The 22,313-nt window shown below is 72.1% G+C and carries 21 protein-coding genes; 10 read left to right on the top strand and 11 right to left on the bottom strand.

Translation table 11 applies throughout. The features are described 5' to 3' along the window. Positions 1-9 precede the first annotated feature (9 nt). Genes DRB89_RS15750 through DRB89_RS15720 form a run of 7 tightly spaced genes read right to left on the bottom strand, consistent with a single transcriptional unit; the run spans position 10 to position 6,128 of the window. On the bottom strand, positions 10-948 hold the full coding sequence (locus DRB89_RS15750) for a type II secretion system F family protein (protein WP_112449572.1): 939 nt from the start codon (positions 946-948) through the stop codon (positions 10-12). Continuing rightward, on the bottom strand, positions 945-2,282 hold the full coding sequence (locus tag DRB89_RS15745) for a CpaF family protein (RefSeq protein ID WP_112449571.1): 1,338 nt from the start codon (positions 2,280-2,282) through the stop codon (positions 945-947). Before DRB89_RS15745 ends, DRB89_RS15750 begins: the two co-directional genes overlap by 4 nt. Before the next feature lie 2 nt (positions 2,283-2,284). Next, entirely contained in the window at positions 2,285-2,656 is a 372-nt protein-coding gene (locus DRB89_RS15740) for a TadE/TadG family type IV pilus assembly protein (protein WP_112449570.1), read from the bottom strand. Positions 2,657-2,660: 4 nt separating this feature from the next. Further along, positions 2,661-3,035 (bottom strand): TadE/TadG family type IV pilus assembly protein, encoded by a 375-nt coding sequence (locus tag DRB89_RS15735; RefSeq protein ID WP_112463309.1) that lies wholly within the window; start codon positions 3,033-3,035, stop codon positions 2,661-2,663. Between the two features lie 3 nt (positions 3,036-3,038). Beyond that, positions 3,039-4,364 carry an AAA family ATPase gene (locus DRB89_RS15730; protein WP_112453554.1) on the bottom strand — a complete coding sequence of 442 codons (1,326 nt, stop codon included), beginning with the start codon at positions 4,362-4,364 and terminating at the stop codon, positions 3,039-3,041. A 7-nt stretch (positions 4,365-4,371) separates the two neighbouring features. Beyond that, on the bottom strand, positions 4,372-5,073 hold the full coding sequence (gene cpaB, locus DRB89_RS15725) for a Flp pilus assembly protein CpaB (protein WP_112449568.1): 702 nt from the start codon (positions 5,071-5,073) through the stop codon (positions 4,372-4,374). Between the two features lie 41 nt (positions 5,074-5,114). After that, on the bottom strand, positions 5,115-6,128 hold the full coding sequence (locus tag DRB89_RS15720) for a hypothetical protein (RefSeq protein WP_112449567.1): 1,014 nt from the start codon (positions 6,126-6,128) through the stop codon (positions 5,115-5,117). A gap of 437 nt (positions 6,129-6,565) precedes the next feature. Between DRB89_RS15720 and DRB89_RS15715 the strand changes: the two genes are divergently transcribed. From DRB89_RS15715 to DRB89_RS15700, 4 genes are all read left to right on the top strand, one after another. Continuing rightward, positions 6,566-8,227 (top strand): glycosyl hydrolase family 18 protein, encoded by a 1,662-nt coding sequence (locus DRB89_RS15715; protein ID WP_343234700.1) that lies wholly within the window; start codon positions 6,566-6,568, stop codon positions 8,225-8,227. A 143-nt stretch (positions 8,228-8,370) separates the two neighbouring features. Then, on the top strand, positions 8,371-9,708 hold the full coding sequence (locus DRB89_RS15710; RefSeq protein ID WP_112449565.1) for a M14 family metallopeptidase: 1,338 nt from the start codon (positions 8,371-8,373) through the stop codon (positions 9,706-9,708). Positions 9,709-9,883: 175 nt separating this feature from the next. Then, positions 9,884-11,089: an FAD-dependent oxidoreductase gene (locus tag DRB89_RS15705; RefSeq protein WP_112463308.1), complete on the top strand. Its 1,206-nt coding sequence runs from the start codon at positions 9,884-9,886 to the stop codon at positions 11,087-11,089. Between the two features lie 89 nt (positions 11,090-11,178). Next, positions 11,179-12,084, top strand: coding sequence for an RNA polymerase sigma-70 factor (locus tag DRB89_RS15700; protein WP_239516165.1), 906 nt, complete (start codon positions 11,179-11,181; stop codon positions 12,082-12,084). 21 nt (positions 12,085-12,105) lie between these two features. Here the strand turns inward: DRB89_RS15700 and DRB89_RS15695 are convergent, their stop codons facing one another. From DRB89_RS15695 to DRB89_RS15685, 3 genes are all read right to left on the bottom strand, one after another. Further along, positions 12,106-13,917, bottom strand: a complete 1,812-nt coding sequence (locus DRB89_RS15695) for a serine/threonine-protein kinase (protein ID WP_112463307.1) — start codon at positions 13,915-13,917, stop codon at positions 12,106-12,108. Between the two features lie 163 nt (positions 13,918-14,080). Continuing rightward, positions 14,081-14,491 carry a RidA family protein gene (locus DRB89_RS15690; protein ID WP_112452493.1) on the bottom strand — a complete coding sequence of 137 codons (411 nt, stop codon included), beginning with the start codon at positions 14,489-14,491 and terminating at the stop codon, positions 14,081-14,083. Beyond that, on the bottom strand, positions 14,488-15,252 hold the full coding sequence (locus DRB89_RS15685) for an IclR family transcriptional regulator (protein ID WP_112452494.1): 765 nt from the start codon (positions 15,250-15,252) through the stop codon (positions 14,488-14,490). The genes DRB89_RS15690 and DRB89_RS15685 overlap by 4 nt, the downstream gene beginning before the upstream one ends. 142 nt (positions 15,253-15,394) lie before the next feature. Between DRB89_RS15685 and DRB89_RS15680 the strand changes: the two genes are divergently transcribed. The 5 genes from DRB89_RS15680 to DRB89_RS15660 all read left to right on the top strand — a co-directional run bounded on the left by DRB89_RS15680 (position 15,395) and on the right by DRB89_RS15660 (position 20,300). Further along, entirely contained in the window at positions 15,395-16,678 is a 1,284-nt protein-coding gene (locus DRB89_RS15680) for an amino acid deaminase (RefSeq protein WP_112452495.1), read from the top strand. A gap of 4 nt (positions 16,679-16,682) precedes the next feature. Continuing rightward, entirely contained in the window at positions 16,683-18,251 is a 1,569-nt protein-coding gene (locus DRB89_RS15675; protein ID WP_112452496.1) for a D-aminoacylase, read from the top strand. A 96-nt stretch (positions 18,252-18,347) separates the two neighbouring features. Next, entirely contained in the window at positions 18,348-19,358 is a 1,011-nt protein-coding gene (locus DRB89_RS15670; protein ID WP_112452497.1) for a YdcF family protein, read from the top strand. A 122-nt stretch (positions 19,359-19,480) separates the two neighbouring features. Beyond that, positions 19,481-19,666: a hypothetical protein gene (locus tag DRB89_RS15665; RefSeq protein ID WP_112453091.1), complete on the top strand. Its 186-nt coding sequence runs from the start codon at positions 19,481-19,483 to the stop codon at positions 19,664-19,666. A 169-nt stretch (positions 19,667-19,835) separates the two neighbouring features. After that, complete coding sequence (locus DRB89_RS15660; protein WP_112463306.1) at positions 19,836-20,300, top strand: nitroreductase/quinone reductase family protein; 465 nt, start codon at positions 19,836-19,838, stop codon at positions 20,298-20,300. A gap of 31 nt (positions 20,301-20,331) precedes the next feature. On the opposite strand, the gene DRB89_RS15655 is transcribed toward DRB89_RS15660, so the two are convergent. Beyond that, positions 20,332-20,808, bottom strand: a complete 477-nt coding sequence (locus DRB89_RS15655) for a macro domain-containing protein (protein WP_112452961.1) — start codon at positions 20,806-20,808, stop codon at positions 20,332-20,334. Positions 20,809-21,095: 287 nt separating this feature from the next. Here DRB89_RS15655 and DRB89_RS15650 point away from each other — a divergent pair, with 287 nt between their 5' ends. Next, positions 21,096-22,307, top strand: a complete 1,212-nt coding sequence (locus tag DRB89_RS15650) for a PTS transporter subunit EIIC (RefSeq protein WP_112452962.1) — start codon at positions 21,096-21,098, stop codon at positions 22,305-22,307. Positions 22,308-22,313 lie beyond the last annotated feature (6 nt).

Below are 22,313 nucleotides of genomic sequence, written 5' to 3'. Positions count from 1 at the left end.
GCAGCCTCCTCACACGTCGATCTTCGACATACGGCGGATGAGGACGAAGCCCAGCGTGAAGAGGCCGAGCGACACCAGCACCGCCACCTGGCCGATCCATGCTCCCGTCATACGGTCCAGCGCGCCCGGCATCATCGCGTTCACCAGGAGCAGCGAGCCGAACCCGATCGACGGCACCAGATACGCCGTCACCGTCACCTGCGACAGCTGCGTCCGGATCTCCCGCCTCGTCTCCTTCCGCTGCTCCAGCGTCACCGTCAGGTTGCGGAGGCTGCCTACGATCGCGCCGCCCGCCCGCGCCGACAGCACGAGGGTGGAGACCAGGACGACCAGTTCCCGCGACGGGAGGCGCTCCGTCAGCTCGCTCAGGGATTCCTCGATGGAGTGGCCGATGGCGAGGCGGTCGGCGACGCGGGTGAGCTCTTCGCCCGCCGGAGCTTCAAGTTCTTCCGCCGCTATGCCGATGGCGGTGCGCAGGGCCAGGCCGGCCTGGGTGGCGTTGGCCAGGATGCGGGCGAGTTCGGGGAGTTGGCTGATGAAGCGTTCCGTACGGCGCGTGCGCTGCCAGTTGAGGAAGGCGTTGGCCGCCCACAGGCCGATGGCAGCGGTGAGCGGGCCGAAGAACGGGGCCAGGAAGGAAGCCGCTATCAGCCAGAGCATCGCGACCGAGGCGAGCATGTAGACGAAGAACTCGCCCGGGGTCATGTCCAGACCGGTGGTCGCCAGCTTGAGTTCGATGCGGCGGCCGAGCTCCGTACGCCGCAGGCGGCGGTCCAAGGAGCGGAAGCGGCGTACGCGACCGATCTGCTCGGGGGCTCCGCTCGCCGAGAGGCGGTCGATGAGGGCGGCCCGCTGGGCGCGGCCCTTGGCGTAGGCGTGAACGCCCCACACCACGAACAGGCAGGCCAGCAGAGTGGCGGCGAGGGTGAGGGAGACATATGGGTTCACAGGACTGTCCGCGCGGTGAGTTCGTCGTCCGGCAGGGCCACGCCGAAGGCCTGGGGGATCGGCTGGCTGTTCATGTAGAGGCGGTCCGCGATGCGGCGCGGCAGGGGGTAGTAGGCGAAGTAGCCGTGGACCCGGGTGTCCGCGCCCATCGGCTGGGGGACGAACCGGCAGACGGTGGTGGTTCGGAACGGTTCGCGGCCATGGGATTCGAGGATGGAGATCTCCGTGATGCGGCGCGAGCCGTCGCCGAAGCGGGTGAGCTGGACGATGACGTTGACGGCACTGTTGATCTGGTCCTGGAGCGCCTCGAAGGGGATCTCCACCTCCGACATGGAGGCGAGGGTCTGGAGGCGGGTCAGGGCGTCGGCGGAGCTGTTGGCGTGGACGGTGGCCAGGGATCCGTCGTGACCCGTGGACATCGCCTGGAGCATGTCGAGCGTCTCGCCGCCGCGGACCTCGCCGACGATGATGCGGTCGGGTCGCATGCGCAGGGAGTTGCGGACGAGGTCGCGGATGGTGATCTGGCCCTTGCCCTCCACGTTCGCCGGGCGGGATTCGAGGCGGATGACGTGGGCCTGCTGGAGCTGGAGCTCGGCGGAGTCCTCGATGGTGATGATGCGCTCGCCCTCCGGGATCAGGCCGGAGAGGGCGTTGAGGAGGGTGGTCTTGCCGGTGCCGGTGGCGCCGGAGACGATCACGTTCATCTTGGCCGCCACCAGGCCGGAGAGCAGGAGGAGCATGTGCTCGTCCAGGGAGCCGAGGCCGACCATCTCGTGCAGGGTGAAGGCCCGGGGGAAGCGGCGGATGGTGAGGGTCGCGCCGGTCAGGGACAGCGGCGGGATGATGACGTTGACGCGCTCGCCGCTGGGCAGGCGCGCGTCGACCATCGGATTGGCCTCGTCCACACGGCGGTTGACGGTGGAGACGATGCGCTCGATGGTCTGCATCAGTTGGTCGTGCGAGGCGAAGCGGAGCGGGAGCTGCTCCACGCGGCCTGCCCGTTCCACGAAGATCTGGTCGGGGCCGTTGACCATGATCTCGGAGATCGTGGGGTCTTCGAGGAGCGGTTCGAGCACACCGAGGCCGAGGGCCTCGTCGACGACGCGGCGGATCAGCTGCGCGCGCGCGGCGGTGGACAGGACGGGGCCCTCGCGGCTGATGATGTGGCCGAGTACCCGCTCCAGGCGCGCCCGGCGCTCGGCGGGCGCGAGCGCGGACATCTCCGCGAGGTCGATCTCCTCCAGCAGCTTGGCGCGGTAGGAGGAGACCAGCCGGCCGTCCTCGCGCGGGCTGTGGCGGTCGTCCGGTGTGTTGACCCGGGAACGCAGGCTCATGGTCAGGGTCCCTTCGGGTCGTCGTTGGGCATGACGGCGGTGGCCGTCGCCGGGTCGGGATCCAGGCCGGGGATGATCGAGTTGACCGCGATGGTCACGCTCGCGGTGACGGTGTCGGCGTTCTTGACGATGCTGATGTCCGCGCCCAGACCGCCCCGTACGGCAGCCTGGCCCGCGGCGACGCCACCCGAGCCGTTGCGGGCCTCCACCCGCGCCGCCGTCCGCGCCGCAGTCTCCGCCTGCTGGTGGACGTACGCGACCCAGCCGAGCTGGATCCCGCAGAGCGCGACGAACAGCAGGATGGGGATGAAGCCGATGTATTCCAGGGCCACTTGACCCCGGTCGCCCCGGTCGGAGCGAACGCGCCGTCTCATGCCGTCAGTCCTCCCTCTCCATCGCCGCACCGGCCGTGCCGTCGATCGCGCCGAAGTTGAGACCGGGGTACAGCACCGGTATCCGGAGGGTGACGGTCGCCTTGTAGACGTCCCCGGACGCACCGCAGGCCACGGACATGCTCCAGGCGCTCCCGATGTACTTGCCCGCCGCCTCCCGGCACTCCGCGCCCCCTTTCACCGCCCCCGCCCGCGCCGCCTCGTCCGCCGCGTTCCCGGCCAGGGAGAACGCGTACCCGATCAGCACGCACTCCCACACCGCCGCCACGAGCAGCAGGATCAGCGGCACCGTGCCGACGAACTCGATCGCCACCTGGCCCCGGTCCCGGTCCCGGTCGCGTACGGGTCTCCGCGCGGGCACCGCTCAGCCCTCCCGGCCGCGGCGCGGCCACGGGCCGAGTGCGCCGCGGTCGCCCCGGGCGCCGCTGCGGAGCCTGGCCACGGGGCCGGAGGGGCGTACCTCCAGGGCGGCGCCCGGGTCGGCGGCCGCCGCGGCCGCGGCGGACTCGGGGGTTTCCAGTGGTGCCAGCAGGCCCAGTTCGCCCGCCACCGCCCACAGGGCCTGTTTCACCGTCGAGCGGTTGTCCAGGTCCTGGACCCGGCCCGCGTCGACGACCGCCTGGAGTTCCTTGAAGGCGGCCGGGACCGGGGTGCGGACGGCCCGGGTCTTCGTGATCTTCTGGATCAGGGCGGGCTGTATCTCGGTGTGCTTGGTCCAGCGGTTGACGACCATCGCGGTGTCCTCCGCCTTGCGGACCTGGAGCCGTTCCCACATCCGGACCATCCGCTTCGCCGCCCGCACCGCGACCACGTCCGGGGTGGTGACCAGCACCGCCACGTCCGCGGTCTCCACCGCCGCCGCGTTGGCGCCGGTGACCTGGGTGCCGCAGTCGATGACGACGAGCTCGTACCGGGCGCGCAGGGCGGCGATGACGTGCCGGGCAGCCCGGTCGTCGACCTCCTCGCCGCGCTCGCCGTCGGCCGGGGCGAGGAGGAGGGCCAGGCCCGTCCGGTCGTCGTAGACCGCGTCCTGCAGGACGCGCGGCGAGATGTCCTGGATGCCGGCGAGGTCGGCGATGGAGCGCCGGAACTGCACGTCGAGGTACGAGCCGACGTCGCCCGCCTGGAGGTCCATGTCGACCAGGGCCGTATGCCGGCCCGCGGCCGCTGCGGCCAGGGCGAACTGCACGGCCGCGAAGGTGGTGCCGACTCCGCCCTTGGCCCCGCTGACCGTGACCACCCGCCCGCCCGGGCCGGTGGGGAGGTCCGGGCTCCGGCCCAGGTGGCGGCGTACGCCCACGGACCACTGGGCGGCGGCCTGGACGCGGGCGGCGAGTTCGTCGTAGGCGAGGGGGAGGCCGACCAGGCCGCGCGCGCCCGAGTCCATGGCGGCGGAGAAGAGAGCGGGGCTCGCGTCCGAGGTGACCAGGACGACGCCGACCCCGGGGAAGCGGAGGGCTACCTCGCGGATCAGCTCCAGAGCGGGGAGCGGACCGATCCGCTCGTGTACGAGGACCACCTCGGGCAGTTCGTCGATCGACTCGGTGGCCAGCCTGGCCAGCATGTCGAGGAGGAACGTGGAGTCGGGGACCGGCGCGGCCGGCTCGGCGCCCGGGAGCTGGCCGAGCAGGCCGGCGATGACGCGCGCGGCTTCCGGGTCACCGACCGCGGGGAGGATTCGGGTGGTCATCCGCATCTCACCTGTCCCCTTCGAGGGTGTAGAAGCGGTCGTTCGGGTTGGGCGCCGAGTCGGTGCCGGGGGCCACCAGGGCCAGGCGTACGTGCTCCGCGAAGGACTCGGCGTAGGCCACGCGCTGGGTGTCCTTGGTGGTCAGGGCGAAGGTGATCGGGACGGCCTCGGCCGGGCCCTTCTTGTCACTGTCCTTGTCGAGGGGGGTGAGCTTGCCTACGTTGATGACGCGGGCGTTGGCCACCATCACCACGGACACGTCGGGGTCGGTCGGCTTCTTGCCCTTGAACGTGCCCAGGATGTTGACCTTGGCACCAGGGGTGATCTTGCCCGCCACACCCGTCGACGCGTCGATCATGATGGCGATCTCCTGCTCGCCCGGCTGGAGCTGCGGCCGGGCGACGAACATGTCGCTCTGGAGCAGCGAGCCCTTCTTCAATGCGGTGAGCGCCATCTTGTCCTTGAGCTGGCCGAGGTCGGTGACGGCGGTCTCGGACAGCCACCGCTTGGGGACCGTGACCTCCTCGAACTGCCCGGCCGTCAGCGCGCTGTACGGGGCTATGTCGTCCTTCACCCGGTAGGCGACGACCTCGGCCCCGACCTTGGAGTTGACGTCGCCGATCACCACGAGGACTCCGCCGAAGGCGGCGAGGGCGCACAGGACCGACAGGATCAGCAGGATGACGCCGCGGCGCTGGCGTGAGTTCATGACGTACTACCTCGGCGTTCTTCGTTCGGTCGAGCCGGTCATCAGCGAAGTCTGGATCTGGATCGGGAGCCCACGGCCGCCTGCGCCACCGCCGCCGGGGCGGGCGGCGGCGGTGGCGCCGTCAGCGGGGCGGAGCAGAAGCCGCAGCGGTCTCCGATGAGTTCGAAGCCGCACCAGCGGCACTCCTCGCGGCGGACCGAGGCGACGAGCTGGTAGAGCACCGACGGGTCCGGGATGGCGGCGGCGAACTCGACCAGCTTCGGCGTGGCCCACCAGGCGGGCGAGTCGGCCGGCAGCGGGTTCTCCATGACGCCCTGGACCTGCCAGGCGGGGGCCAGGTCGGAGACCACCCAGTCGGAGGCGAGCTGGCCCCGGGCGAAGCTGAGGTGGGTGGCGAACGCCGGTCCCGGGGGCAGGGCGCCCGAGGCGGACGCGGAAGCGGAAGCGGAAGCGGAAGCGGATCCGGAGCCCCCGCCGCCGTGCGCCCCGGAGGAGCGCGAGGGCTTCGAGGAGCCCGGGCCCCCGGACCGCGAACCGCCCGAGCCCAGCTTGACCAGGTGCGCCACCGGATTGGCCAGGACCGCGAACTGCGCGTTCGGCGACCAGGACTTGGCGTGCGCGCCGAGCCCGACCGGCACCCGGTCCAGCTTGGCGACCGAGCCGAGCAGCGCGCCCGCGTAGATGTAGTGGGAGAGCAGCCGGGCGGCGGAGGCGAGCACGCCGGGGCTGAAGTCGCTGACGCTGAGCTGGCGCAGTTGACGTACCAGCAGGGCGGTGGCCAGCGGCGGGAGATCGATGTCGAGGAGCGCGATCCGGTCGGTCTCCAGGATGGCCCGTACGGTGTGCAGCCGGTGGACGGCGGCGGCCGGGAGCCAGGGCGGGACGACGACCACGAGATGGCCGTGGCGCTCCAGCAGGGCGGCCGTCTGGGAGAGCGAGCCCTCGAGGTCGAGCTGGTCGGGCGGCGCCAGCACGGCGGCCGTCGGCGTGTGCCGGTCAGGGGCCGGCAGCACCAGATCGGCGCTGGTGACAGCAATGGCGGTCGGCACGCGCATCCCCCCGTTCACCCCATGCCCAGCGGACGTCCGCACCGCCCGGCAGACCGTCCGAAGACGGGTCCGAGCACGCGCCGTACGTCCCCTCACGGCCGCGCACACGCTGCGCGACCGCAAACGATCAACCCTCTGCCCCCTTGCCCCAGCACCCTATCCGCGTCCCCCCTGGCAGGGCAGGGGCTTGCCCATTCCTGTGCCACGAGCACATGTCACGGGCAGCGGGACAGGTGGCGGGAAACCCGGACAACCGGGATCGGAACACGCGCACCGGGCCGATCGGTTCCAGCCATATTGCAAACATCCTTGACAGGGGCATTGGACTAGACCAACTTGTCGGTGGGGCACCCCACTTGCCCCGGACGCGTACCTCACATCCCCCAACTCCCCCCACCGGAGCCCACGTGAACCGCATACGCTCCCTCGCCGTACCCCTCGCCGTGACCCTCACCGCCGGCGCCCTGACCGCCCTCGCCGCCGGCACCGCCCAGGCCGCCGACGTCAACGTCGCCCGCAACGGCGGCTTCGAGTCCGGCCTCGCCAACTGGAGCTGCACCTCCGGCAGCGGCGCCATCGTCTCCTCTCCCGTCTTCGCCGGGGCCGCCGCCCTCAAGGCCACGCCGGCGGGCCAGGACAACGCCCGCTGCAGCCAGACCGTCACGGTCAAGCCGAATTCGACCTACACGCTGAGCGAGCAGGTCAACGGGTCCTACGTCTACCTCGGCGCGACCGGGACCGGCACCCAGGACGTCTCCACCTGGACCCCCGGCACGGGCGGCGGCTTCCAGAAGCTGTCCACCACGTTCACCACCGGCCCGAACACGACCCAGGTCACCGTCTACACCCACGGCTGGTACGGCCAGTCGGGCTACGTGGTCGACGAGTTCAGCGTCTTCGGCCCCGACGGCGGCGGCGGCACCGACCCCGGTCCGGTCATTCCCGGCGCTCCGGCCGGAACCGCCGTTTCCGGCCAGAGCTCCAGCGGGCTCACCCTTTCGTGGAACACGGTCAGCGGAGCCGCCGGATATTACGTGTATCAGGACGGCGTCCGCGTCCGGACCGTGACCTCGGGCACCTCCGCGCAGATCACCGGGCTCGCCGCGTCGACCTCGTACTCCTTCCAGGTGAGCGCGTACAACGCGGCGGGCGAGAGCGTGAAGGCCGCGGCCGTCACCGGCACCACCACGGGCGGCGGGGGCGGCAATCCGAACCCGTCGGTGCCCAAGCACGCGCTGACCGGCTACTGGCAGAACTTCAACAACGGCGCCACCGTCCAGAAGATCTCCGACGTGTCCGCGCAGTACGACATCATCGCCGTCTCCTTCGCCGACGCCACGACCACGCCCGGCGCCATCACCTTCAACCTCGACTCGGCCGGCCTCGGCGGCTACACGGTCCCCCAGTTCAAGGCGGACATCGCCGCGAAGAAGGCGGCCGGCAAGTCCGTCATCCTCTCCATCGGCGGCGAGAAGGGCACCATCTCGGTGGGCGATTCGGCGTCCGCGACCAACCTCGCGAACTCCGCGTACGCGCTGATGCAGGAGTACGGCTTCACCGGCATCGACATCGACCTGGAGAACGGCCTGAACCCGACCTACATGACGCAGGCGCTGCGCGCGCTGGCGGCGAAGGCCGGCCCCTCGTTCGTCCTCACGATGGCCCCGCAGACCATCGACATGCAGTCGACCCAGGGCGGCTACTTCAAGACGGCGCTCGCCGTGAAGGACATCCTGACCGTCGTCAACATGCAGTACTACAACAGCGGCTCGATGAACGGCTGCGACGGCAACGTGTACCACCAGGGCTCGGTGGACTTCCTCACCGCGCTGGCCTGCATCCAGCTCGAGGGCGGGCTCGACCCCTCGCAGGTGGGCATCGGCGTCCCGGCCTCCCCGAGCGGCGCGGGCAGCGGCTACGTCTCGCCGACCATCGTGAACAACGCGCTGGACTGCCTGACCAGGGGCACGAGCTGCGGGAACTTCAAGCCGTCCAAGACCTACCCGGGTCTGCGCGGCGCGATGACCTGGTCGACCAACTGGGACGCCAAGGCGGGTAGCGCTTGGTCCAACGCGGTGGGTCCGAAGGTCCACGGCCTGCCGTAGCAGGTAGGTGTGTGGGAGTGGCCTGCCGGCGCCCTTTGGCCGCCATGGCTGATTGAAGCTGTGGACTCTTGACCCGGACATGCCATGAGAGCACGCTGTGCGCGTCCGCACGGCTACCCCCACACTCCCACCCAGGAGAACGCATGCGGCTCCACCACCGCCGAAGGGCCGCCGTCACGGCGGCCCTTCTCGCGCTCGCGCTCGGCGCACCCGCCTACGGCCTGAGCGCGACGGCAGCCCCGCCGCCCACCCCGTCGACCGCCACCCAGGACGAGGCCATCGTCCAGTACGAGATCCAGGGCCCGGCCACGGCGGCCGAACGCACCGCCCTGCTGCGCACCGGCGCCTCCATCGACGAGGTCGACGCCCGCTCGGTCGTCGTCAGCGCCGACACCATGCAGGCCAGGAGCCTGCGCGCACTCGGCTACAAGCTCACCGCGCTGCCCGGCCCGCCGGACCGCTCGGACGGGCGCGACATCGCCGCCGGGATCAACGACTTCCCGTCGAAGGACGCGCTCTACCACAACTACGCCGAGGCGAGCGCGGAGATCGACCAGCGCATCGCCCAGTACCCCTCGATCATGAGCAAGCAGGTGATCGGCAAGTCGTACCAGGGCCGGGACCTGTTCGCGATCAAGATCAGCGACAACGTGGCCACGGACGAGGCCGAGCCCGAGGTGCTCTTCACCGCGCACCAGCACGCCCGTGAGCACCTGACGGTCGAGATGGCCCTCTACCTGCTCAAGGAGTTCGGTTCCAAGTACGGCACCGACTCCCGGGTCACGAACGCGGTCAACGGCCGCGAGATCTGGATCATCCCGGACCTGAACCCGGACGGCGGCGAGTACGACATCGCCTCCGGCTCCTACCGGTCCTGGCGCAAGAACCGGCAGCCGAACGCCGGCTCCTCGTACGTCGGCACGGACGAGAACCGCAACTGGAACTACAAGTGGGGCTGCTGCGGCGGCTCCAGCTCCAGCAAGAGCTCCGAGACCTACCGGGGCGCCTCGGCGGAGTCCGCGCCGGAGGTCAAGGTGGTCTCGGACTTCGTGCGCAGCCGCGTGGTCGGCGGCAAGCAGCAGATCAAGGCCGCCATCGACTTCCACACCTACAGCGAGCTCGTGCTGTGGCCGTTCGGGTGGACGTACAACGACACGGCGCCCGGTCTGACCGCCGACGACCTGGCCGTGTACAAGAAGATCGGCACCAGCATGGCGGCCAGCAACGGCTACACGCCGGAGCAGTCGAGCGACCTGTACATCACGGACGGGACGATCGACGACTGGCTGTGGGGCAACCAGAAGATCTTCGCCTACACCTTCGAGATGTACCCGACCGGCTCGGGCGGCGGCGGTTTCTACCCGCCGGACGAGGTCATCGACCGCGAGACGGCGCGCAACAAGGACGCCGTGCTGCAGCTGCTGGAGAACGCGGACTGCATGTACCGCTCGATCGGCAAGCAGGCGCAGTACTGCCCGTAGCGGTCCACGCGTGAGCACCGGGGCGCCCCACCGCCAGGGGGGCGCCCCTTCGCCCGGCCAGGGCTGCCGGAAGGGCTGCCGGAAAGAAGACAAGATCGGCAGCACGCGGGCTGTCACAACCGTCGTCCGGCCGGTGTCTGGTGTCCGAACCCTCGAAACGAAGGAGACGGACACCATGGCTGAGAACACCGATGTGGTCGTGATCGGCGGCGGATACGCCGGAGTGATGGCTGCCAACCGCCTGAGCCGGCGCCAGGACGTGACGGTGACGCTGATCAACCCGCGTGCGTCCTTCGTCGAGCGGATCCGCCTGCACCAGCTCGTGGCCGGGTCGCACGACGCGGTCGTCGAGTACCGGAAGGTCCTGGCCGAGGGGGTCGACCTGGTGGTCGACTCCGTCGTACGGATCGACGCCGCCGGGCGCGGCGTGACCCTGGCCTCGGGAGGCCGGGTCGGCTACGACCACCTCGTCTACGCGGTGGGCAGCGGCAGCGCGGACCCGTCCGTGCCGGGAGCGGCCGAGTTCGCCCACCCGATCGCCACCCTGGAGGACGCGCAGCGGCTGCGGCCGCTCCTCGACGCCGCCCCGGCGACGGCCGCGGTGACCGTGGTCGGGGCCGGGCCGACGGGCATCGAGACGGCCGCCGAACTGGCCGAGCGGGGCCGGGCCGTGACCCTGGTCTGCGGCGGGGTGCTCGGCCCGTACCTGCACGCGCGGGGGCGGCGCTCGGTGGCCGGGCGGCTCGCGGCGCTCGGGGTGACCGTATTCGAAGGCCCCGACACGAAGGTGACGGCGGTGACCGCCGACGCCGTGCGGCTCGCCGACGGCCGCGAGCTGCCCAGCCGGGTCACCATCTGGACCGCCGGATTCGGCGTACCGGACCTGGCGGCGCGCAGCGGGCTGAGCACCGATGCGCTGGGCCGCCTCCTCACGGACGAGACGCTGACGAGCGTGGACGACGTACGGATCGTGGCGGCGGGCGATTCGGCGGCGCCCTCGGGCCTGGCCTTGCGGATGAGCTGCCAGGCCGCGATGCCGTTGGGCGCGCGGGCCGCCGACACGGTCCTGAGCCGGATCGCGGAAGAGCGGCCCGAGACCCTCAACCAGGTGTTCGCCGGTCAGTGCATCAGCCTGGGCCGGGGCGCGGGCATCTTCCAGTTCGCCCACCGCAACGACACCGCGCTGTGGTTCCACGTCGCGGGCCGGCCGGGCGCGAAGCTCAAGGAAGTCGTGTGCAAGGGCACCGTCAAGCACCTGGCCGACGAGGCCGCCAAGCCGGGTGCGTACGGCTTGCACCGGGTTTCGGGAGGCGCCGACCGGAGCCGGCGCCTGGAGGCCGGGCAGGGTGGGACCAGGGCCGCCGCCGAACAGACCGCTTGAGCCGCACCGCCGGTCCGTCGATCATGAACGGATCCGAACCGGCGGAAGACCGACGGAGCCTGACGGAACCTGACGGAAGAGAACCGGCTGTGGACGCACCCTCGCAGGCCCCCGATCCGGCGACCGAGACCTTCGTCGCCCACCGCAACCTGCTGTTCACCGTCGCCTACGAGATGCTCGGCTCGGCGGCCGACGCCGAGGACGTCCTCCAGGAGACCTGGCTGCGCTGGGTCGGCGTGGACCTCGCCGCCGTCCGCGACCAGCGCGCCTACCTGGTCCGGATCACCACCCGGCAGGCACTGAACCGGCTGCGGACGATGAGCCGGCGCAAGGAGGCCTACGTGGGCCCGTGGCTGCCCGAACCGCTGCTCACGGCGCCGGACGTGGCGGAGGACGTGGAGCTGGCCGAGAGCATGTCGATGGCGATGATGCTCGTCCTGGAGACCCTCGCGCCGACCGAGCGGGCCGTCTTCGTCCTGCGCGAGGTCTTCGACCTGGGCTACGAGGAGATCGCGGCCGCCGTCGAGAAGACCCCCGCGGCCGTCCGGCAGATCGCGCACCGCGCCCGCAAGCACGTCGATGCCCGCCGCCCCCGCCGAGCGGTCTCCCCGAGCGAGACCCGGGCGGCCCTGGAGTCGTTCCAGCGGGCCCTCGAGAACGGGGACCTCCAGGGACTCCTCGCCGTGCTCGCCCCCGAGGTCGTCTACATGGGCGACGGCGGCGGCATCAAGCACGCGGCGCTGCGGCCGGTCCTCGGCGCCCACAACGTGGCCCGCCTCTTCGCCGGCATCGCCGGCCGGGCCGGGACCACGGTCGTCGCCCTCGGCCCCACCGTGGTCAACGGCACCCCGGCCCTGGCCGTCCACCTGGACGGCGAGTTCGACGGAGTCATCGCCGTCCACGTGGCGGACGCCCTCATCACCGGCCTCTACTTCGTCCGCAACCCGGAGAAGCTGTCCCACGCCACGGCCGAGACCACGCTCACCCGGCGGTGAACCGCTTCCCGGTCCTTCTTCCTAGTTCTTCTTCGCATCCCCGGCATTGCGCCAGATCGTGAGGTCCACCTTGATGTACGTGCTGGACTCCTTCGCGCCGGACCTGCCGCGGTAGGTCACCAACGCGACGTGGCCGGCGTCGCTCAGCACGCAGACCTGCGAGCCGTCCGTGAGCTGGTCGAGGCCGATCTTCTCGGTGAAGCGGGTCACGGCGCGGCAGGTCTCCAGGGAGCCCTTCTCCGAGTTGTTCAGCAGGACGAGCTTCCCGTTCGCGGTGCCGAACCTCTCGTCCCCGAAGAGGGTGTCCCGGTAGTAGAAGAGGTCCCCGTGCCCGTAGAGCACGCCGGCGCCGGTCGGCTCCTCGGCCGGGCGCGGCGGGTTGTCGGCGAACAGCAGCTGGTGGTTCTGCGGCACGTCGATGCCCTGGTAGGAGACCGGCTGCGGCTCGGGCCGCTTGGCAGCGCCCGACGAGGCACCGGCACCGGCACCGCCGGGGTCCTTCGCGTCGCCGCCCTTGCCCCCCTTGCCGTCCGGCAGCAGGGACCCGAGGACGACGAGCCCGACGAGCGACGCCGCGATGGCCCCGGCGACGATCAGCCCCGTCCGCTTGCGGCCGGCCGCGGGCGGGTGCGAGGGCTGCGCGTACGGGGTCTGCGGGTACGGCGCCTGCGTATAGGCGGGCTGCGCATAGCCGGGCTGGGGGTACGAGGGCTGCGTGTAGACGGGCTGCGGGTACGAGGGCTGCGGGTACGAGGGCTGCGGGTACGGAGGCTGCGCCGGAGCCGCGTGCGTGGGCGCGCCATGCGTGGGGGCGCCATGCGTGGGGGCCGCGGGCGTGGGCGCGGCGGCCAGGGCGGTGGGCGTGTACCCGGGCGCCGCGGTCGGCGCCGCCGTCGGCGGCTGCGGCGGCGGGGTGGGCGCCGGGGCGGGCAGTTGGAGCCGCTCGGTGATGGAGCCGGCGACCGCCCGCGGCAGCCAGTCCTCGCCCTGGCGCAGCGGCTGCGCCGCGGCCTCGTGGCACAGCGCGATGACCTCGGTCAGGGTCGGGCGGTCGGCCGGGTCGCGGCTGAGGCAGCGGGTCACCACGGGCCGCAGCTCCTCGGGCAGGGCGCTGAGGTCGGGGTCCTCGTGCACGATCCGGTAGAGCACGGCGTGCGAGGGCCCGTCGCCGAAGACGGACGCCCCGATCGCGGCGAAGGCCGCGATCTGGCCGAGGGCGAAGACGTCGGTGGCCGGGGTGACCGTACCCGCCGAAGCCTGTTCGGGCGCCATGAACGCCGGGGTGCCGACGCTGACGCCGGTGCTGGTCAGCGCGGTGCTGTCGGCCGCCCGGGCGATGCCGAAGTCGATGACGCGCGGGCCGTCGGAGGCGAGCAGGACGTTGGCGGGCTTCAGGTCGCGGTGGACGATGCCCGCGCCGTGGATGACGTGGAGGGCCTCGGCGACCCCGACGGTCAGCAGCAGCACGCTGCGCGGCGGCAGCGCGCCGTGCCGGGCCACGGCGTGCGCGAGGGAGGGACCGGGCACGTAGGCCGTGGCCAGCCAGGGCTGGTCGCCCTCGGTGTCCGAGTCGATGACCGGCGCCGTGTAGAGGCCCTGGACCCGCTCCGCGGCCCGCACCTCCTGCTGGAAGCGCCGCCGGAACTCGGGGTCTTCGCTGAACTCGGACCGGATCACCTTGACGGCGATGGGCCGGCCGCCCGGCGTGTAGGAGAGGTAGACCTTGCCCATGCCGCCCGCGCCCAGCACCGCCGCCAGACGGTAGCCGCCCACGACGGCCGGGTCCTCCTCCTTGAGCGGCTGGAAGAAGCCGTCCGAAGGCGCACTGCCCATGAGCAACCATCCCCTTGCTGGCGGCGGTCCGGCTGCTGCCGGCGCACCGAAGTCAACCGCGAGGGTACCCAATGTCCGGCTCGCCGGGCGCGCCGGAACCCGTGGGGCCCCCGGGAGTTGGGTCCGCCGGGTGCCCGCCGGGAGTCGGGCGCGCCGGAATCCGCTAGCCGAGTACCGCCAGGGCGTCGATCTCGACGAGCAGACCGGTGGGGAGGCCGACGTACACCGTGGTGCGGGCGGCCGGGACCTCCTTCAGCCCCTGCTCCTCGAAGTAGGTGTTGTAGATGCCGTTCATCTCGGCGAAGTGGCCGGTGTCGGTGAGGTAGACGCGGATCATCACCACGTCGTCCCAGCTCGCGCCGCCGGCCTCCAGGACGGAGCGGACGTTCTCCAGGGTCTGGAGCGTCTGCTCGCGCAGCGTCGGCCCGGCCGGGGTGGGCGGCTGCCCGTCCACGTGCGGCAGGAAGCCGACCTGTCCGGCGACCTGGAGGATGTTGCCCTTGCGCACTCCGTGCGAGAACCTCGCGGGCGGCGCGGTGTGGGTGTCGGGGGTGACGGCGGTCTTCTCGGTCATGGCCGGTCTTCCTGTGCGGGGCCCGAGCCTGAGTACTCGCGGCCGATGGTGTCGGCGGTCTGCCGGACGAGCGGGAGCAGTTCGAGCAGGGCCTCGGCGGAGAGGACCACGCCGGGGGCCGAGACGGACATCGCGGCGACCACGCGTCCGCCGGGTCCGCGGATGGGCGCGGCGAGGCAGTTCAGCGCCTCCTCGTGGCCGCCGAGGTCGGTGGCCCACCCCTGCGCGCGCACGAGGTCCAGCTCGCGCAGGTACGCGGCCGCGTCGGGGGTGGAGCGGGCGGTGTACGCCGGGTACTCGATGCGCAGCGCGAGGGCGCGGCGCTCCTCCTCCGGCAGGTCGGCGATGAGCAGCTTCGCCACCGCCGCGACGGTCAGGGGCACGGGCCGGCCGATGCGCGAGTACATCCGCACCGGATATCGGCTGTCCACCTTGTCGATGTAGACGACCTCGTCGTCCTGGTGGAGCGCGAGGTGGACGGTGTGCCCGGTGGTCCGGTTGAGCTCGACGAGGTGCGGATGCGCGACGTCCCGCACGTCGAGGTTCTCGATGGACTCGGCGGCCAGCGCGAAGAGGGCGGCTCCGAGCCGGTAGCGCCCGTCGCCCTGCCGGTAGACGAAGCCGTGCTCGTGCAGGGTCCGCAGCAGCCGCAGCGCGGTGCTCTTGTGCACGCCGAGGACCTCGGCGACGTCACCGAGCCCGGCCGGTCCCTTGGCCAGGGCGGGCAGGATCCGCAGCGCCCGCTCCACCGACTGGCTCACGCCGCGTACCTCCGTGTGCCGTCCTGCGGCTGCCGCGGGCCCCGTTGACCCGCCGTCATCCGGGATGTTAGACAGCATGCAGCGGCATACGCAACGCTCGTTGCGGTCCGCGCAACAACCGCGATGCCCGGGAGGCACGTACATGCCCAGCGACCCCGTCCAGGCCCTCGCCGAGGAACCGGTCGACCACCGGTTCAAGGGACTCCCCCCGGACGCCGAGCGCGCGGGCCTGACCGTCGGGCAGCTCGCCGCCCAGCAGCGCAATCTGCACACCGGCGGGTTCACCACCCCCGTCCTGACCCTCGACGCCGACGCGCTGAGCCACAACCTCGCCGCCCTCGGCGCGTACGCGGAGCGCCACGGGCTCGCCTTCGCCCCGCACGGCAAGACCTGCATGGCGCCGCAGCTGTTCCACCGTCAGCTCGCCGCGGGTGCCTGGGGCATCACGGCCGCCGTCCCCCACCAGGCGCGCGTCTACCGCGCGTTCGGCATCCAGCGCATCTTCCTCGCCAACGAGCTCGTCGACACCGCCGCCCTGCGCTGGGTCGCCGCCGAGCTCGCCGCCGACCCCGGCTTCCGGTTCGTCTGCTACGTGGACTCCGTGCGCGGGGTCGAGCTGATGAACCGCGCCCTCCAGGGCCAGCCCGCCATCGCCGTCGTCGACGTCGTCGTGGAGCTCGGCGCCGGCGAGGGCGCCCGCACGGGGGCCCGTACCGACGAGGACTGCCGGGCGGTCGCCGACGCCGTGGCGCGGACGCGGACGCTGCGCCTCGTCGGCATCGCCGGGTACGAGGCCGAAGTGCCCGGCGCCGAGCTGGAATCCGTGCGCGCCTACCTGGGCCGGCTCACCTCCCTGGCCGTCGAGTTCGACAAGGCGGGCCGGTTCGCCGGTGTCGAGGAGATCGTCGTCAGCGCCGGCGGCTCCGCCTGGTTCGACGCGGTCGCCGACGTGTTCGCCGAGCTCCCGGAGCTGTCCCGGCCCGTGCTCAAGCTGCTGCGCTCGGGCGCGTACGTCTCCCACGACCACGGCTGGTACACCCGGCTGACCCCCTTCAACCGGATCCCGGAGGAGGGCGGGCTGCGCCCCGCCTTCCGGCTGTGGGCGCAGGTCGTCTCCCGCCCCTCCCCCACCCAGGCCTTCATCAACGCCGGCAAGCGCGACATCGCCTACGACCTCGGGCTCCCCGAGGTCGAGCTCGTGCGCGATCCCCTCGACGGATCCGAGCGCCCGGCCCCGGGCGTGCGCGTCCTCAAGCTCTCCGACCAGCACACCTGGCTGGAGACGGACCGCGCCGAGGACCTGAACGTCGGGGACTGGGTGGCGCTCGGCATGTCCCACCCCTGCACGATCTTCGAGAAGTGGCCGCTCATCCCGGTCGTGGAGGCCGACGGCACGGTCACCGAGTACGTCCGGACGTTCTTCTAACCCGATGGACCTGGTCATCCGCGGGGCCCGCGTCGTCGACGGCACGGGCGGGCCCTCCTACACCGCCGACGTGGGGATCCACGAGGGCCGCATCGCCGGGATCGGCCGGATCGGCGGCGGGCGGCAGACCCTCGACGCCGACGGGCTGGTCCTGGCCCCCGGCTTCGTCGACATGCACGCCCACAGCGATCTGGCGCTGCTCCGCGATCCGGACCACAGCGCGAAGGCCGCCCAGGGGGTGACCCTGGAGGTCCTCGGCCAGGACGGCCTGTCGTACGCCCCCGCCGACGACCGGACCCTGTCGGAGGTCCGGGCCGCCATCGCCGGCTGGAACGGCACGGGCGAGGACATCGACTTCACCTGGCGGGACGTGGGCGGCTACCTCGACCGCCTGGACGCGCAGGGCATCGCCGTCAACGCCGCGTACCTGGTCCCCCAGGGCACCGTCCGCGCGTACGCCGTCGGCTGGTGCGACCGGCCCGCGACCCCCGCCGAGCTGGACCGGATGCGCGCCCTGGTCGCCGAAGGCCTCGCGCAGGGCGCCGTCGGCATGTCCTCCGGCCTCACCTACACCCCGGGCATGTACGCGTCGGGCGCCGAGCTGACCGAGCTGTGCCGGGTGGTCGCCGACCACGGGGGCTACTACTGCCCGCACCACCGCTCGTACGGCCGCGGCGCGCTCGCCGCCTACGCCGAGATGGTCGAGCTGACCCGCGGGGCCGGCTGCGCCCTGCACCTGGCGCACGCCACGATGAACTTCGGCGAGAACGAGGGCCGCGCCCCCGAGCTGCTCGCGCTCCTGGACCGGGCCCTGGCCGACGGCGCCGACATCACCCTCGACAGCTACCCGTACACCCCCGGCTGCACCACCCTGGTCGCCCTCCTGCCCGGCTGGGCGAACGAGGGCGGACCCGAGGCGGTCCTCGCGCGGCTGCGCGACGACGCCGAGGCCGAGCGGATCCGGCGCGCGCTGGAGGTGGAGGGCTCCGACGGCTGTCACGGCGTGCCCGTCGACTGGTCCACGATCGAGATCGCCGGGACCACCGATCCGGCCTTCGGGTCCCACGTCGGCACGCGCGTCCGCGACTGGGGCACCGCCCGGCGGCTGCTGCTGGGCGACCGGCTGGGCCCGAGCATCCTGCAGCACGTCGGGCACGAGGAGAACGTCCGGGCGATCATGCGCCACCCGGTGCACACGGGCGGCTCGGACGGCATCCTGCAGGGTGCGAAACCGCACCCGCGGGCCTACGGCACCTTCCCGCACTACCTCGGGCACTACGTGCGCGAGCTGGGCGTCCTGTCCCTGGAGGAGTGCGTGGCCCACCTGTCGGGCCGCCCGGCGGCCCGGCTGCGCCTGCCCGACCGCGGGACCGTCACGGAGGGCAACCGCGCGGACCTGGTCCTGTTCGATCCGCTGACGGTCGCGGCCGGGTCGACGTACGAGCGGCCGCGCGCCCTGCCGACCGGGATCCCGCACGTGCTGATCGACGGGCGGTTCGTGATGCGGGACGGGCGCAGGACGGACGTCCTGGCCGGGCGGTCCGTCCGCCGCACGCCGTACCGCGGCCGCTAGGGGCCGCGGTACGGAAAGGCCTGCCGGGTCACGGCGGACCCGGAGGACCCGGAGGAAACCGGCCTGCCGTTCGACCCGGCCGCCTACGATGGCGACATGTTCGCCTTTGTCCCCGCCGCCCTTTTCCTCGTCCTCTTCGGCGTCAGCGTCCGGGAGGACCGGCGGCGCTTCCGCAACGCGGTCTACCTGGGCCTCACCTTCATATTCGCCTCGGTCGGCCTGCTCACCCTGGTCCCGGTCCTGCCCCACGGGCTCGGCGCGCTCATCGTCGCGCTGGTCTTCCTCGTCCCGGCCCTCGGCACGGTCGCCCTGGGCCTCTTCCTGATCGGCAACGGCCTGACGATGGTCCGCAAGGAGGGCCGCCGGCCGGCCAACCTGCTCTCCTTCACGGCGGGGGTGGGGATCTTCGCCCTGATCGCGTTCGTCCTGACCCTGGGCAGCCAGGGCTCCCGGATCTGGGACGCGGTGGTGGGGGGCGTGGTCTTCCTCGCCGGGTACGTCTCCTTCCTCTTCCTCTGCTTCCTCGCCTACGCCTTCCTCTACGGCCGGATCAAGGTGCGCGGGGACGTCGACTACGTGGTGATGCTCGGCTCCGGCCTGATCGGCGGCGACCGGGTCCCGCCGCTGCTGGCCTCGCGGCTGCGCAAGGGCAAGGAGATCCACGACGCCCAGATCGCGCGGGGCGGCCGGGTGCCGCTGCTGCTCACCTCGGGCGGCAAGGGGACGGACGAGAAGCTCGCGGAGGCGCGGGCGATGGCCGACTGGCTGATCGCGCAGGGCGTGCCGCAGGACCACCTCCGGCTGGAGGACCGCTCCCGCACGACGGAGGAGAACCTCCTCTTCAGCCGCGAGATCATGCTGACCGGGGACCCGTCCTACCGCTGCGTGGTGGTCACCAACAACTTCCACGCCTTCCGTGCCGCGATGATGGCCCGCAAGGCCGGGGTGAACGGCCAGGTCCTGGGCTCGCCGACGGCGAAGTACTTCTGGCCGAGCGCGACGATCCGCGAGTTCGTCGCGGTGTTCTGGGAGCACAAGACCGTCAACCTCAGCATCTGCGGCGCGGTCGTCGCCCTGACCGCGGTACTGGCGGTCAGCAGCGCCTGAGGCCCACCCGGCCCCGGCCCCGGCCCCGGCCCCGGCCCCGGCCCGGCCCCTGCGGGCCGACGTGCGTTCATGGGGGCGCGGCCGGAGGATGGGGCCAGGGGGAACCCAGGAGGAGGTACGCGATGGCCAGTGAAGCGGACCAGCAGCCCAAGCGTCCGGCCCATCTGTACACAGGCTCGGAGCGCCCGTACGACCCCGAGGACCTCGTGATGGCGCGCGGCCAGGAGCCGACCCCGGAGCGGGTCGAGAAGGCGCGCCTCCTGATCGAGAAGGAAGGCGCGAAGGCCCTCGAACGCTACCTCCCGTAGCCGGACCGGGGTGCGGGGCGAAGCCCCGGAGACCGTGCGAAGGGCGGGGCGGGGAGCGGCTCGGCCGAGCGGCGCCCCGCCCCGTCGCCGCGCGGGGCGCGCGGACCGCATCCACCATCGGTGGACGCTCGTTAGCCGCCCGGGGGGCCGACCCGAAGGACGACGCACGATGCAGACGACCGACAGCCCCGCCGCCGCCGTCGACTGGGACCACCCGGCCGACCCCCCGCCCGGCCTGCCCCTGGCGCACGTGCGCGCCTACGTCGACACCTCCGGCGCCGACGGGCACCTGTGGCGCGGTGTCCCCACGCTGCTGCTGACCACCGTGGACCGGATCTCCGGCCGGGCCGTGCGCACCCCGCTGATCTACGGGAGGGACGGCGCGCGCCACATCGTGCTGGCCACGGCCGCGGAGGGCCCCGGGGGCCTCCCCGCCTGGTACCGCGACCTCTGCGCCCGCCCCGAGGTCCGCGTCCAGGTCGGCGCCCTGACCGCGCAGGCCCGCGCGCGGACGGCGACCGCGGAGGAGCGGGAGATGTACTGGGAGGTCATGACCGCCCTGTGGCCCGCCTACGAGGACCACCAGGCGGCGGCCGCGCCCCGCGAGATCCCGCTGGTGATCATCGAGCGCTGACGCCCGCGGGCGGGCCCGCCCGCCCGCGCCCTCAGTCGAAGTCGTACACCGTGACGGCCACGCCCTTCGCGCACAGCTGCTCCAGTACCAGCGGCTCGACGCGTGACCACTTGCCGCCCGCGAGGCCGCAGCCGATGCGGGGCATGTGCACCGAGGCCCCCAGCTCCGTGGCGTGGCCGGCCAGTGCGGCGAGGCAGCGCTCGAGCGCCTCGTAGCGGATGGGCGGGCCGCCGCTGCCGGTGCGGATGCCGTGCTGGCCCACCATGTTCGCGACCCAGGTGTCCGGGCGGACCCGCACGAGCTGCACGGCGCCGAGGCCGAAGTCGTTCCCGGACCGGCCCCGGTGCCAGGCCCGGAACTCGGCCTCCGGCTCGCTCCAGCGCTTGGAGAGCGCGAGGACGAAGCCCTTCCCCCAGCCCCCGAGGTCGTTGCAGACGTGCGCGATGATCTTCGGACCCTTGGCCTGCGGACTGCTCGCGTCCCCGCTGATGATCTTCGGTTCCCCCATGCCCGCAAGGTACCCGGACCCGCTGACAACGCCGGAAGGCACGCGTTGCGAGGGGCCTTCGACCCCACCCTCCAGGGCTTAGGTCCACAGTCCGTCCGGCTGTGGGTTTATACGTTTTTAACCGTGTTACAACTGGAACATCGCGCTTCAAATAGCGCAATTCCCCACGCTGTTGCCCAGCCCACACAAGCGCTGCCTGCCCTGGCAACACACCCCGTTTCCGCTGGAGGAAGCACGTGAGTACAGCCGAGCAGACGGCCCCGTCTGCCAAGAAGAGCTCCCCGGTGATGGCGGTCATGCAGCGCCTCGGCCGCAGCCTCATGCTGCCGATCGCCGTACTGCCGGCCGCCGCGCTGCTGATGCGCTTCGGCAACGGCGACATGCTGGGCAGCGAGTCGCTGCCGGGCTGGTGCAACGAGATAGCCAAGTACATGGCGGCCGGCGGCAACGCGGTCTTCAACAACCTGGCCCTGCTGTTCGCCGTCGGCATCGCGGTCGGCTTCGCCAAGAAGTCCGACGGCTCCACCGGCCTCGCGGCCGTCGCCGGCTACGTGGTCTTCTCGAACGTGCTCGGCACCTTCACCGACGGCAACGTGCCGCAGATCGAGAAGGTCGTCGACCACCAGGTCGCCCTGGTCAACGCCCCGGTCAACGCCGGCGTCCTCGGCGGTGTGGTGATGGGCATCGTCACCGCCCTGCTGTACCAGAAGTTCTACCGGACCAAGCTGCCCGACTGGGCGGGCTTCTTCGGCGGTCGCCGCCTCGTCCCGATCCTGTCCTCCTTCGCGGGCCTGGTCATCGGCATCGTCATGGGCCTGATCTGGCCGGTGCTCGGCCGGGGCATCCACGGCCTCGGTGAGTGGCTGGTCAACTCCGGCTCGGTCGGCGCGGGCATCTTCGGTGTCGTCAACCGTGCGCTGATCCCCGTCGGCATGCACCACCTCGTGAACTCCTTCCCCTGGTACCAGGCGGGCGAGTTCGACGGCAAGCACGGCGACATCGCCCGCTTCCTCGCCGGCGACCCCACCGCCGGACAGTTCATGACCGGCTTCTTCCCGATCATGATGTTCGCCCTCCCGGCGGCCTGCCTCGCGATCGTCCACTGCGCGCGCCCCGAGCGCCGCAAGGTCGTCGGCGGCATGATGTTCTCCCTCGCGCTCACCGCCTTCGTCACGGGCATCACCGAGCCGATCGAGTTCACCTTCATGTTCATCGCCCCGGTGCTCTACGCGATCCACGCGGTCCTGACCGGCGTCTCGATGGCGCTGACCTGGGCCCTCGGAATGAAGGACGGCTTCGGCTTCTCGGCCGGCGCGATCGACTTCTTCCTCAACCTCGGCATCGCGTCCAACCCGTGGGGCCTGGCCGGCATCGGACTCTGCTTCGCGGCGCTCTACTACTTCGTCTTCCGGTTCGCGATCACCAAGTGGAACCTCCCCACGCCGGGCCGCGAGTCCGACGAGGAGCTCGCCGAGATCCTGAAGGCCGAGGCCAAGTAACCGTGA

Origin of the sequence: Streptomyces sp. ICC4, assembly GCF_003287915.1 — a bacterium.
Classification (GTDB): domain Bacteria; phylum Actinomycetota; class Actinomycetes; order Streptomycetales; family Streptomycetaceae; genus Streptomyces; species Streptomyces tritrimontium.
This window is presented reverse-complemented; position numbering and strand designations above follow the sequence as displayed.

Coding starts and splice junctions, on each gene's coding strand:
- DRB89_RS15720 (WP_112449567.1), bottom strand. CDS start 6,128: ATGCGCGTGCCGACCGCCATTGCTGTCACCAGCGCCGATCTGGTGCTG.
- DRB89_RS15690 (WP_112452493.1), bottom strand. CDS start 14,491: ATGACCGAGAAGACCGCCGTCACCCCCGACACCCACACCGCGCCGCCC.
- cpaB (WP_112449568.1), bottom strand. CDS start 5,073: ATGAACTCACGCCAGCGCCGCGGCGTCATCCTGCTGATCCTGTCGGTC.
- DRB89_RS15705 (WP_112463308.1), top strand. CDS start 9,884: ATGGCTGAGAACACCGATGTGGTCGTGATCGGCGGCGGATACGCCGGA.
- DRB89_RS15740 (WP_112449570.1), bottom strand. CDS start 2,656: ATGAGACGGCGCGTTCGCTCCGACCGGGGCGACCGGGGTCAAGTGGCC.
- DRB89_RS15710 (WP_112449565.1), top strand. CDS start 8,371: ATGCGGCTCCACCACCGCCGAAGGGCCGCCGTCACGGCGGCCCTTCTC.
- DRB89_RS15665 (WP_112453091.1), top strand. CDS start 19,481: ATGGCCAGTGAAGCGGACCAGCAGCCCAAGCGTCCGGCCCATCTGTAC.
- DRB89_RS15675 (WP_112452496.1), top strand. CDS start 16,683: ATGGACCTGGTCATCCGCGGGGCCCGCGTCGTCGACGGCACGGGCGGG.
- DRB89_RS15650 (WP_112452962.1), top strand. CDS start 21,096: ATGGCGGTCATGCAGCGCCTCGGCCGCAGCCTCATGCTGCCGATCGCC.
- DRB89_RS15730 (WP_112453554.1), bottom strand. CDS start 4,364: ATGACCACCCGAATCCTCCCCGCGGTCGGTGACCCGGAAGCCGCGCGC.
- DRB89_RS15695 (WP_112463307.1), bottom strand. CDS start 13,917: ATGGGCAGTGCGCCTTCGGACGGCTTCTTCCAGCCGCTCAAGGAGGAG.
- DRB89_RS15680 (WP_112452495.1), top strand. CDS start 15,395: ATGCCCAGCGACCCCGTCCAGGCCCTCGCCGAGGAACCGGTCGACCAC.
- DRB89_RS15745 (WP_112449571.1), bottom strand. CDS start 2,282: ATGAGCCTGCGTTCCCGGGTCAACACACCGGACGACCGCCACAGCCCG.
- DRB89_RS15655 (WP_112452961.1), bottom strand. CDS start 20,808: ATGGGGGAACCGAAGATCATCAGCGGGGACGCGAGCAGTCCGCAGGCC.
- DRB89_RS15670 (WP_112452497.1), top strand. CDS start 18,348: ATGTTCGCCTTTGTCCCCGCCGCCCTTTTCCTCGTCCTCTTCGGCGTC.
- DRB89_RS15660 (WP_112463306.1), top strand. CDS start 19,836: ATGCAGACGACCGACAGCCCCGCCGCCGCCGTCGACTGGGACCACCCG.